At 50.7% G+C, this 11,738-nt stretch carries 9 protein-coding genes; 3 read left to right on the forward strand and 6 right to left on the reverse strand.

Features of this window, described 5'->3' with window-relative positions:
- Positions 1-7 precede the first annotated feature (7 nt).
- On the reverse strand, positions 8-3,187 hold the full coding sequence (locus DW947_RS18115; RefSeq protein WP_035447432.1) for an efflux RND transporter permease subunit: 3,180 nt from the start codon (positions 3,185-3,187) through the stop codon (positions 8-10).
- A 37-nt stretch (positions 3,188-3,224) separates the two neighbouring features.
- Entirely contained in the window at positions 3,225-4,331 is a 1,107-nt protein-coding gene (locus tag DW947_RS18120) for an efflux RND transporter periplasmic adaptor subunit (RefSeq protein WP_034523281.1), read from the reverse strand.
- A 222-nt stretch (positions 4,332-4,553) separates the two neighbouring features.
- On the opposite strand from DW947_RS18120, the gene DW947_RS18130 reads away from it, so the two are divergent.
- Entirely contained in the window at positions 4,554-5,465 is a 912-nt protein-coding gene (locus DW947_RS18130; RefSeq protein ID WP_022400615.1) for a helix-turn-helix domain-containing protein, read from the forward strand.
- Between the two features lie 68 nt (positions 5,466-5,533).
- On the opposite strand, the gene dacB is transcribed toward DW947_RS18130, so the two are convergent.
- On the reverse strand, positions 5,534-6,997 hold the full coding sequence (gene dacB, locus DW947_RS18135; protein ID WP_119958590.1) for a D-alanyl-D-alanine carboxypeptidase/D-alanyl-D-alanine-endopeptidase: 1,464 nt from the start codon (positions 6,995-6,997) through the stop codon (positions 5,534-5,536).
- Positions 6,998-7,174: 177 nt separating this feature from the next.
- Here dacB and DW947_RS18140 point away from each other — a divergent pair, with 177 nt between their 5' ends.
- Positions 7,175-8,446 carry a M1 family aminopeptidase gene (locus DW947_RS18140; RefSeq protein WP_119958591.1) on the forward strand — a complete coding sequence of 424 codons (1,272 nt, stop codon included), beginning with the start codon at positions 7,175-7,177 and terminating at the stop codon, positions 8,444-8,446.
- Positions 8,447-8,454: 8 nt separating this feature from the next.
- On the opposite strand, the gene DW947_RS18145 is transcribed toward DW947_RS18140, so the two are convergent.
- Both DW947_RS18145 and lpdA read right to left on the reverse strand, forming a co-directional pair.
- On the reverse strand, positions 8,455-8,877 hold the full coding sequence (locus DW947_RS18145; RefSeq protein ID WP_005825260.1) for a DUF2007 domain-containing protein: 423 nt from the start codon (positions 8,875-8,877) through the stop codon (positions 8,455-8,457).
- Positions 8,878-8,911: 34 nt separating this feature from the next.
- Positions 8,912-10,270 (reverse strand): dihydrolipoyl dehydrogenase, encoded by a 1,359-nt coding sequence (gene lpdA, locus DW947_RS18150; RefSeq protein ID WP_119958592.1) that lies wholly within the window; start codon positions 10,268-10,270, stop codon positions 8,912-8,914.
- A gap of 188 nt (positions 10,271-10,458) precedes the next feature.
- Between lpdA and DW947_RS18155 the strand changes: the two genes are divergently transcribed.
- The gene (locus tag DW947_RS18155; protein ID WP_061412812.1) at positions 10,459-11,406 is read left to right on the forward strand and encodes a hypothetical protein; all 948 of its coding nucleotides are present in this window, start codon (positions 10,459-10,461) and stop codon (positions 11,404-11,406) included.
- Here DW947_RS18155 and DW947_RS18160 read toward each other — a convergent pair.
- The gene (locus tag DW947_RS18160; protein WP_005825250.1) at positions 11,403-11,735 is read right to left on the reverse strand and encodes a DUF4907 domain-containing protein; all 333 of its coding nucleotides are present in this window, start codon (positions 11,733-11,735) and stop codon (positions 11,403-11,405) included. The two genes, DW947_RS18155 and DW947_RS18160, sit on opposite strands and share 4 nt — an antisense overlap.
- Positions 11,736-11,738 lie beyond the last annotated feature (3 nt).

Raw genomic sequence — 11,738 nt, forward strand, 5'->3', positions numbered from 1 at the left:
ATTTTCCTCAATCTTTCGCCCGTTCTGCCTCACTCTTCTGCTTTTCAAGCAATACCTGCATATCGGCTTCTTCCTCCATTGGCGGACGAACCTTCTCCTGTAAGTACTCGAAGATGATGTAGAACACCGGAACGACGAAAAGCAGCGCTAGCGTTCCGATGAGCATGCCGCCTACTACGCCCGTACCCAGCGAAGAGTTACCGTTGGCGCCCGCACCACTCGAGAACATCAGCGGAAGCATACCGAATATCATCGTCAGCACCGTCATCAGGATAGGACGCAAACGGACCTGGGCGGCCGAATAAGCTGATTCCACAATGCCCATTCCCTTGCGGCGCCGCTCGATGGCATACTCCGTAATCAGGATGGCCGTCTTGGCGAGCAAGCCAATCAGCATAATCACACCCGTCTGCAAATAGATGTTGTTCTCCAATCCCAGAACCTTGGCAAAGAGGAACGAACCCATCAGCCCGAACGGTACGGAGAAGATGACCGCAAACGGTATCAGGAAACTCTCATAAAGACATGCCAGGATGAGATAGATAAGGAAGATACAGATGGCATAAATAAAGACAGTCTGCGCACCACCAGTATTGGCTTCCTCACGTGCCATACCTCCGTACTCGTAACCGTAGCCCAGCGGCAATGTCTGTTCTGCCACTTCCGCAATCACTTTCTGCACTTCACCGGACGAATATCCTTCCGCCGGATTCACATTAGCGGCGATAGCGCTGTACAGATTGAAACGGTTTGCCGTCTCCGGACCGAGCACCTTGTTCAACGTCACGAACTGGCTGACCGGAGCCATCTCCGTACCGTTGCGCACAAACATATTACCCAGTGCCTGTTCGTCCAGACGATATTCGGGCGATGCCTGCATCATGACGCGGTACACCTTGCCAAACTGATTGTAGTTGGAAATATAGGCACCGCCGCAATAGCTGCCCAATGCGTCGAGCACCACACTCGGCGAAATGCCCGCACGCTTACACTTGGCCGCATCTACATCTACCGATACCTGCGGGAAGTTCATAGCATAAGAGGTATACGCCATAGCCACCTCAGGACGCTGGTTCAGCGCACCCAGGAACTGTATCACTGCCTCGTAGAACGTTGCCATGTCACCGCCCGTTCTGTCCTGGAGGTTCAGCTCTAAGGAGTTACCCATACCGTAGCCCGGAATCATACCCGGCTGGAAGCTGAATATCTGCGCCTCCTTCACACCGTAGAACTGGGCATTGAGGCGTGCCACCACAGCATCGGACGTGTGTTCGCTCCCCTTTCGCTCACCCCAGTCCTTCAGACGGATGATGATGGTGCCGTAGGAAGTTCCCTGACCGGACATCAGCCCGTAGCCTGCCACCTTGGCATAGTGCTCTATCTCTGGTGTGCTCTTCAGAATATCCTCCAACTTGTTCATCACCTTCGTAGTTTCTTCCAGCGTGCTTCCCGGTGAGGTGCTGACGTTCACCATGATGACACCCTGGTCCTCCTGCGGCACAAGCCCTGTCTTGGTGGTGCTCATCAAGTAAACCAGCAATACGACGGTAGCCGCCAATGAAGTCCACACCATCCAGCGGCGGTGGATAAAGAACATCACACCTTTCTTATATTTTCCCAGCACGGCGTTGAACGAAGCATTGTATGCCGCGCGCACCCGTCCGTTGATGCTCTTCGCACTCTTCGTGCCGTCCGACGGACGCATCATGATGGCGCACAAGGCGGGGCAAAGCGTCAATGCCGAAATCATGGAGATGCCCACTGCCGTTGCCATCGTAATGCCGAACTGCGTATAGAACACACCCGAAGTACCACCCATAAACGTCACGGGGATAAATACCGCCATGAACACGCAGGTACAAGAGATGATGGCCATCGTCACATCGCCCATCGCATCCTTCGTGGCAAGGTAAGGGGACTTGTATCCGGCATCAAACTTGGACTGCACTGCCTCCACCACCACGATGGCATCGTCCACCACCGTACCGATGGCAAGCACCAACGCAAACAGCGTCAGGATATTGAGACTGAACCCCGCAGCCACCAGGCAGGCAAACGTGCCGACCAGCGACACGATAATGGAAATGGAGGGTATAAGCGTACTCTTGAAGTCCTGCAGGAAGAAATACACCACCAGAATTACCAGTATAATGGCAATGACCAGTGTCTCCACCACATTGTGTATGGAAGCGAAGAGGAAGTCGTTGGAACTCATCATCGTCACAAATTCCGTCCCTTCGGGCAGGCTCTTCCTCATCTCGTCTATCTGTGCGGTAATCTGCTTGTTGACGGCGGTTGCGTTGGAGCCTGCCGTCTGGAACATCATGAAAAGTACCGCCGGCTTGCTGTCCATCTCACTGCGGAAACTATAGGTCAGCGTACCCAGCTCCACATCCGCCACGTCTTTCAGACGGAGCACGGAACCGTCACTCTGCGAGCGTACCACCGTGTTCTGGAATTCCTCCACACTCTTCAGGCGTCCGCGATACTTCATCGTAAACTGGAACACGTTCTTTGAATTCTCGCCCAGCGAACCGGTAGGCGCTTCGATGTTCTGCTCGCCCAATACGGCGGTCACATCCGAAGGGACCAGTCCATACTGCGCCATCCGTTCCGGTTTCAGCCAGATGCGCATACTGTAGGTATCACCCAGCTCCATTACGTCACCCACACCTTCGATACGTTTGATTTGCGGAATCACGTTGATGTCGAGGTAATTGGCAAGGAACGTCTGGTCGTAGCGCCCGTCGGTGCTCACCAAAGCGCCGATTTGCAGGAAGCTGGTCTGCCGCTTCTGGGTAGTCACACCGATTTTCGTCACTTCGGCGGGCAGCAGTCCCTGCGCCTTGGATACGCGGTTCTGTACGTTCACCGCAGCCATGTCGGGGTCCGTGCCCTGCTTGAAATAGACTTGTATGGTGGCAGAACCGGCATTGGTGGCGGTAGAACTGATGTACATCATGTTCTCCACACCGTTGATGCTCTCTTCCAACGGCATGATGACACTGTTCAATACGGCTTCGGCATCGGCACCGGTGTAGTTGGCGCTGACGTACACCGTGGGAGGTGCAATATCAGGATACTGTTCCACCGGCAGCGTAAAGAGCGAGATAAGCCCTATCACCAGAATCAGTACGGAGATGGAGATAGCCATCACCGGCCGTTTTATAAATATATTTCCTTTCATCTTAATGGGTCATTGATAGTTGATAAAATAGCAATCATCATTTCACTTGCGTTCCTTCGCGCAGCAGTCCGGCACCTGTGGAAACAATCTCGTCACCCACTTTCAGTCCGTCCAGCACCACGTATTCGCGTCCGTCATTTATTCCTGCCACGGTAATCAGGGTAGAGACGGCCTTGCCATCCACTACCTTGTATACCAATGTCTTGTCCTGCAACTGTACGGTGGCTTCTTGCGGAATCACAATGCAGTTCTTATACGTGGCAGGCACCACCACCGTGCCCGATGCCCCGCTATGGAGCAGGCGCGATTCGTTGGGGAAGACCACGCGTGCCACTACCGTACCCGTCTGGCGGTCGATGACACCACTGATGGACTCGATGGTACCTTTCTTGTCGTAGACGGAATTGTCGTTCAGACGCAGCTCTGCCGCCGGCATGTTCTTCAGCGCCTCGTCCATGCTGCCGTACTGGCGTGTCAGGGCGAGCAACTGGTTCTCGGTCATGGAAAAGTAAACGTACATGTCGCTGTTGTCACTGACCGTTGTCAGCGGTTGCGGCAAGCTGGGGCTGACCAATGCCCCTGCACGGTAGGGCAATGCCCCCACCACCCCGTCGCTGGGACTCTTCACTTCCGTATAGGAGAGGTTGTTGCGTGCGCTTATCTCCTGGGCCTCGGCCTGTGAGAGTTGCGCCTTGGCGGTAAGGTAGCTGTTTTCGGCAGTCTTCAGGCTGAATTCCGAAACCACTTTCTGCGCATACAATTCCTTGTTGCTGTTATAAGTCAGTTCGGCAGTAGCCAGTGCGGCACGTGCCGCTTCCACATTGGCAACGGCCGTTTTGAGTGCAGCCTTGTAGGGAACCTGGTCGATGATGAAAAGCAGTTGTCCCCGGCGCACCTTCTGCCCCTCGGTCACACACAACTTCTCGATGGTACCCGACACTTGCGGATAAATATCTATGTCCTGCCGTCCGCGTATCGTTGCTGAGTACGAAGTGGAAAGCTCTTTGTCCGTCGCCTCCACTTTCATGGTAGCATAAGAAGGTTTCATTCCGGAAGCATCCGATGCCTGCTTGCAAGATGCCAAACACATTGTACAACCGACAATCCCTATCAGCCGTATCCATTTCCTGTTCAATGTAATCATACTTTTTCTCATTGTCTTTTTGTTAAAACTGGTGGCAAAAGTAGGAGAAAGGAACAACGCCATAATGACCAATTACACTCCAAAGATGTTCCTTTTTCGACATTCATCTTTTTTAAGGCTAATGAATTGTCTATAAATGACATATAGAACAAGAAAGCCGCATAATGGAACATCCCATATTTCCCATTATTCACCAACTTTGCAAAACGAAAAAGGAAGAATATGGAGAAAGGGAACATAAAAATCGTAGAAATCGCGGACTTTAAAAACAGCGAACATGTCCTTGACTATGTAGACAATGACTTTGTCATAATCAACAGTCTGGAGGGAAGCCCCTACAATGAAGATACAATAAGATTGGGATGCTTCCTTATCGCTATCTGTCTAGAAGGCTGCATCCAGTTGGACGTCAACTACAAAACCTACCAACTGGAAGCAGGCGACTTACTGCTCGGCCTTCCCAATACCATTATCAGCCACGCGATGGTAAGCCCGAAGCACAAGATAAGGCTTGCCGCATTCTCCACACAGTTCCTACAACGCGTGGTCAAGATGGAGAAGGATACATGGAATACCGTTATGCATATCCACAACAATCCCATAAAGTCTGTCGGGGAGGAAGGGGACAAGGAAATCTTCAAATTCTACCGAGAACTGCTTATGGCAAAGATAAACGACGAGCCTCATCACTATCACAGGGAAGTGATGCAATACTTGTTTTCTGCCATTTTCTGTGAGATGTTGGGACACCTCAACAAAGAAGTGAACCCTTCAGAAATGACAGTCGATACAAAAGAAAGCATCAAACAGTCCGACTATATCCTGCGTAAGTTTATAGAGATGTTGTCCAAAGACAACGGCATACACCGTTCTGTAGGATATTATGCCGATGCACTCTGCTATAGCCCCAAACACTTTTCGAAGGTCATCAAGCAGGCATGCGGACGTACACCGCTGGACTTGATAAACGAGAATGCCATTGAACACATCAAGTACCGGCTGAAGCATTCGGACAAGTCCATCAAGGAGATTGCAGAAGAATTTAATTTCCCCAACCAGTCTTTCTTCGGGAAGTATGTGAAGTCTTATCTGGGTATGTCTCCGGCACGCTACCGCAATACGAAAGAGGAATGATTTCCCCTACTCTTGGGGCTCACTCCGTAAAGGTCTGCATTAGGAAGCTAAACCTTAACTTTACGACGCTAAAGGTCAACTTTACGATGGCTAAAACGTATCACTTCATCACACACCGCATCCTGGAAAGCGCGTGCTTCCCTGCCCGACAGTGCATTCTGGTTCATGATGGCAAAGGCTATCTCGTGTCCGTTGCGGGCTTTAAGGTAGCCGGCCAGACAGTTGATGGCGGTAAAGGAACCCGTCTTGGCATGTACATTTCTGTGGGAAAGGGTGCCTTTCTTCATGCGGAACTCCAGTGTACCGTCCACGCCGCCAATGGGCAAAGCCTTATAAAGTTTCTGGAAAACATCCGTACGCGAGTAGGCATATCGCAGGAAAGAAACCAAGAGTTCCGGTGAAATGTAGTTGTAATTGGAAAGGCCGCAACCATCTGCCAGATTATACCTATCGGGGTTATATCCCATCTCTTTTATCAGCATGCGGATGGCAGAAAGCCCGTCCTCGGCAGAGACACGCTTCTTTCCGCTGCTCTGCACACCCAACCGGCAGAGCATGGCTTCGGCATTGAGATTATCGCTCTCCTTCATTATCTGTTTCACCACATCCTGCACGGAAGTTTCATAGGAAGCCATCCGTACGGAGAGGCTGTCTTGCCGGAACTCACCGAAGAGGTAAGAGACTTCCGCTTCTGCCGCCGGAATGCACCGGATGCCTCGTGCCTGCAACCGTTCCATAAAGGTATGCATGAAGAAGTCCTGCGAAGAAAATATATTGACCGTACCTGCACGGCGGGCATCGACGTTGCCCGTCACGGTGATGTTGTTCCCGTTCACCAGCCAGTCGCGCGACACACGGAAACGTCCGGCAGAAGGGGTACGGCTTTGGGTCTTGTTCGTCAGTGTATAATAGGAAGAGGCGGGAGTGCATTCAAGGCGTGCGCTGTCGCCCCGTTCGCCGGGTGTGGCGGTAACCTTCACCACTCCTTTATTCAGCATCAGCGGTGAGAGGTAGGGCTGGAAGGAATAGGGAGTATCATCCCACAACCAGCCGCTGCCCCAGTACAAGGAGTCTTTCATGGAGACATCTCCATACACCTTGCCTTTGATGACAGAGAAGGGGAAACGGGCCACGGTAGCCACCAGGGAATCCAATGCCTCTTCATCAAACTCCGGGTCGTAACCGCCTATCACATACATATCCCCCTGCAAGGTATCGCGCTCAATGGTTCCCTGATACCACACTTCCGTACGGAACGGCTCGTCGGCTTCGGGACGGGAAAGGGCGGTAATGGTGGTCAGCAGCTTCATGGTGGAAGCGGGACGGGAAAGCTTGTCCGCCTGATAGCCGTACAAGGGCTTTCCGGCAGTCAGGTCATAGACCGAAATGGCCACATTAGAGCCTGCGGGAAGTTTGTGTTCTATCAACGCATCAATCCGCGCAGAGAGCGGCTTCACCGGAGTTACCGTCTCTTGGGGCCATAATGGGAGCAGGCAGACGGATAAAATTAACAGCAACAATATCCTTTTCATAAATATATTTATCTTTAAAGGCAAAAGTACGACAATCTTACAAATGAACAACAACGAGGTAGTCTTTTCATAAATTATATCCAGCCATCCATCTTAATATTCCTTTAAAAATACTACTTTTGCATAGATTGCATAGGCAAAATCTCCCAGTTACTATCACTCTAAAATTGATGTACCATGAAACTACAACTTACAATTGCCAGCTTTACAATATGCCTCCTTTTCTCCCCCATGCTTCGGGCACAAGAATCTCCGCGCATTGTCAGTTATGACTTAACCGTACAGATTGATGTACCGAACCGACAAGTCGAAGTTGGCGGTTCGTTTGAAGTCGATTTCCATGACAGTGACTCAATCTCGTTGGTACTATGGCGCCATGCCCGTATCGACACACTACGCCACAGCAGCCGGGAGATAACCTACCGTTTCGATACGCTTGCCCCAGCACCTGCCCAATTCATTCCCGACAGACGGACCTTGACCCTCTACCGGCCGGCAGGAGCCGATGACCGCTGCCGCATAAATACCCGTTACACACTCTACATGCAGGAAGTGCAGGGCCCTGCAAAATCATTCAATGACCATTGGATTGAACTTGGTTACTATACGGGATGGTATCCTGTCTGCAACGGTAACCGGGCAGATTATTCGCACTTACGAATCGGCATCACTGACGGTTATACGGTGAGCGGCTCAGGTATTATTTCCCATACAGAAGAAGGGATATGGGAAATGGAGCAACCTTGGGAGAATTTCGACAATGTTATCCTGGCTTCACCCATGCTGAAAAGCCGCCGCATCAATGATAACGGAACTACCATTGAACTTATCTATACAGACTTCCCGGATGCCGGTGCAGACTCGGCACTTCAATGTTGCCACAATGCCTTGAAATTCTTCCGACGCCTTTATAAAATTGCGGGAGATGAGGATATTTACATGAAATTCCTGCTTTCAGCTTCCGGCACCTCAGGAGGGTACAGCCGTAAAAATTTCATTATGCTCAGTTCCCGAACATTCAATGAATATGTACTCAAGAACACCGCCCACGAAATCGGCCACTTCTGGTGGAACAAGGCTCCGGTGGAATCTTGGCACGACTGGCTGAACGAATCTTTTGCCGAATTCAGTGCTTTGCAATACATACGCCACGCCCGCGGCGAAAAAGCCTATGCCGCTTACATCGACGCCTACCGTAAGGAAACACGCCATATCCGTCCTATCTGGGGTATTGACCGCAACGACCGCGAAGCGCATCTTGCCCTCTATAGGAAAGGGTCAGTACTACTCGCCGACCTGCTTGTCCGAGTGGGTGAAGAACCTTTCTTCAACTTTCTGGCAGGTGTCATCCAAGCCCATATAACAGACACATCGGCTTTCCTGGATTTTGCGGAAAGCCGATTGGGACGTAAAAACCGGGACTGGATTGAAAAGCGGTTAAAAGAATAAACACCTGATTATTCTTCAACTGTTCCTTTCGCCACCGGCTTCTCAAAATGAGTGCCGCACTTCCTGCATACATACTCCCAATGCTCAGTGCCCGGAGGTGCGGCCGACAATGCCGCAATAACAGCAGCCACCACAGCACGCACCCGATGGCTCTTCTTCAGCACAAACTTAATCTCATCCGAACCGCAATGGGGGCAGTACCTCAACTGTTCCGGAATCATCTGGTTCCGTTCAAGCAGACGGAGGGCATTGTCATATTCGTCCTCATAGACAAATATATCCACTCCCGTGACATCACGGACATATCCGCGCATCACGGAAGACATGTTTTCATTATGCAAAACAGACGCAATGCCCTCATTCTTCAAGGCACCCTGAATAACATGTGCCTGAAAGGCATCGTCGCAGGTGATTAGCTTTACGGTTTTCATCTTTTATGTTTATATGAAACAATAGTCATGGGTTCTACAATGCCTCCTTGAATATCTCTCCCACCGTGGGGTGCGGAAAGACAATCTTCTTCCATTCATCGGCAGTAAGTTTCAGTTCAATAGCCATGCCTGCCAGCGTGATGATTTCCGAAGCGGGATTACCCAAGACATGTGCCCCCAATACGGTATCGTCACTGCCCAACAGTAACTTGCAGACGCCATTCACTCCTTCATTCTCTGCTACAAAGCGACCACTGTACGTCATCGGAAGCTTCACAGCACGATAGGCAACGCCTCTCTTCTGCAGGGATTCTTCTGTCTCGCCCACACCGGCTATTTCGGGATTGGTATATACCACGCCGGGGATGGCACGGTAGCTCATGGCATCCTTCTTGCCAATGATGGAATGTATGGCTACTTCCGCCTCGCGGACGGCTGTATGCGCCAGCAAGGAATATCCCGTCAAGTCGCCGCAAGCATATACTCCGGGAACTGAAGTTTGCATCTGTCCGTTGACAAAGACATTTCCGCGCTCCGTTCTTTCCAAGCCCAGATTCTCCAATCCGAAGCCTTTCATTACCGGACGGCGCCCGACACTCATCAGAAGCCGTTCGGCAACGACGGAACCGGGACCGTCGGCTGTTTCATAATTCACCTGGATAAGGGAAGAAGCTTCGGCAGTATCCGGCATGACAGACACTACTTTTGCACTCAGCATGAACTTGATTCCCCGCTTGGCGTACTCTGCACGGAGCATACCCGCCAGCTCTCGGTCCATACCGCCTCCCAGTATCTCGTCCAGCATCTCGACGACGGTTACCTGCACTCCCAGGCTGTTGAAGAAAGAAGCGAACTCCATACCGATGACACCGCCGCCGATGATGGCAAGCGAAGCGGGCAGTTCCTTGTTGTCCAGCGCGTCACGATGGGTCCAGTAAGGCACCTTGTCTATACCGGGAATGGCAGGGACAAAGGTTTCGGAACCGGTGCAGAGCAGCAGGTTCTCGCATTCGTAGGTTTCTCCGCCGCACTCCACATGATTCTTGTCCGTCACTGTGGCCTCTCCGCTGACAATCGTCACACCATGGGCAGTCAGCTTTCCTTTGACTCCCAATACCAGCTTGCGCACTACCTTCTGCTTGCGGGCAATAATCTTGGGCAAATCGAACGATACTTCGGGCACACTGACCGCATACTTTGCAGCATGGCGGGCTCCGTCATAGGTCTTGGCCGAATACAACAAGGTCTTGGTAGGGATACACCCTTCATTCAGGCACACTCCACCGAGACTCTGCTTCTCAAATAGTACGACACTCAATCCTGCTTTTCCGGCAGCTTCGGCAGCAGTATATCCCGCAGGACCTCCACCGATAATGGCAACTTGGTATTTCATGGAATTAATGGTTAGTGGTTAATGATTAGCGATAATTTGTGCGCAAGTTAATAAAACCCGTATTATCCGGCAAAAAAGAGTACTTCTTTCTTTCGGAGAATACAGCGTAAAGAGGAAATAATTATCTTTGTCGTGCAGCATTTACAAAGAATGCCACGTCCAATGGACATAATCAAATAATAACCAACATGAAAACGACTGACTTATTCCAATCCATCCTTTTGTTCGCTCTTTTCCTTTGCGGCCTGACGGCTTGCAATGATAGCGATGAAATCCGCCTCTCGCCCTTTCAGGAAACTACCGTGAAGGGCGAAGCCTCTACCCTGCAGATAGACCTAACACGCGGCGACTGGCGCATAACCTCCATCACCACCCCATGGGGAGACCTCATGATGGATGGCAACAAGCTCCCACAACTGGAAGGTACGGGAAGCCTGCATTATAAATGGTGGGACTTGGAACGGGACACCGACAGCCATCTCATCCTGCACTTTAAAGACAACTTTGACTTAGGTGAATCCCGTAGCCTCATCATCAACCTTGAGATGAAAACGGGACTCTACAAGGAACAAATCATCATACACCAAGAACCGTGCACTAACTTCTATCAGATAGAGTCCATCGAATACAGCGTGGAAGAAGGTGACGGAGTGAAAGAAGCCGGAACAGGACCTGATAAGAGTACCTATAAAAATGAAAATCTGGGAAACACAACCGACAAGCATGACTACTATCCATTCATCAATAAATGGACAGAATACGCATTCATACCCGATGGGCACTCTGACGAAACCTTCAAAAGCATAGACCCGGAGAAACGTAGCATCTATCTGCCCAACCACATAGAAGACGGAAAAATAATCATGGGACAACAACTGTTATTCTTCATCAACCAAGGCAAGTATTACAAAGAAGACGAACTGAGATATAAACATTTTGAAGTAGACATAGTAGGTATGAAATGGAACATATACACTTCAACCATCTACTACAAACGGCTTCAAGTGACATTCACCGCCACTCTTTCACGTCCCGGTAGCGATACAAAGAAGGTACTCAAGGGTAAATTCATGCAGAGATACCCTTATGACTGCTCGGAAATACATCACGAAGTAAAGGATTCTTTAGAAGATTAGAGTCCGGTGTCTGTCAGACAAGACTCCACCTCCTCCCTGCTCAATGCCGGAGCTTGCCCATCGGCAAGCTTACGGCATACCAGCCGACCGGCCGCCAGCGCTTCCACCTTTGTTGCAAATGGCAGGCGACCGCTCAAAGCAGGTATAAAAGGTTGATATATCAGGGTATCGGCTCCATGCAGCACCACGTAGCCGTAACCGCCTTCCACCTCCATCACCCGGCATTTCAACTCATTGCCACCGCCGGCAGTATGACCCGAACAGCAAGAAAGGCATACCGCCATCACAGCCGGTACACCTATCTTTATCATAATAAACATCAGCTTCATAAG

Source organism: Bacteroides sp. AM44-19 (assembly GCF_003603395.1).
Taxonomy (GTDB): Bacteria; Bacteroidota; Bacteroidia; order Bacteroidales; family Bacteroidaceae; genus Bacteroides; species Bacteroides uniformis.

Bases quoted from the DNA above. Each gene is read 5' to 3' on its own strand.
- DW947_RS18160 (WP_005825250.1), bottom strand. From the start codon at position 11,735: ATGAAGCTGATGTTTATTATGATAAAGATAGGTGTACCGGCTGTGATG.
- DW947_RS18120 (WP_034523281.1), bottom strand. From the start codon at position 4,331: ATGATTACATTGAACAGGAAATGGATACGGCTGATAGGGATTGTCGGT.
- DW947_RS18130 (WP_022400615.1), top strand. From the start codon at position 4,554: ATGGAGAAAGGGAACATAAAAATCGTAGAAATCGCGGACTTTAAAAAC.
- DW947_RS18145 (WP_005825260.1), bottom strand. From the start codon at position 8,877: ATGAAAACCGTAAAGCTAATCACCTGCGACGATGCCTTTCAGGCACAT.
- lpdA (WP_119958592.1), bottom strand. From the start codon at position 10,270: ATGAAATACCAAGTTGCCATTATCGGTGGAGGTCCTGCGGGATATACT.
- DW947_RS18140 (WP_119958591.1), top strand. From the start codon at position 7,175: ATGAAACTACAACTTACAATTGCCAGCTTTACAATATGCCTCCTTTTC.
- dacB (WP_119958590.1), bottom strand. From the start codon at position 6,997: ATGAAAAGGATATTGTTGCTGTTAATTTTATCCGTCTGCCTGCTCCCA.
- DW947_RS18115 (WP_035447432.1), bottom strand. From the start codon at position 3,187: ATGAAAGGAAATATATTTATAAAACGGCCGGTGATGGCTATCTCCATC.
- DW947_RS18155 (WP_061412812.1), top strand. From the start codon at position 10,459: ATGAAAACGACTGACTTATTCCAATCCATCCTTTTGTTCGCTCTTTTC.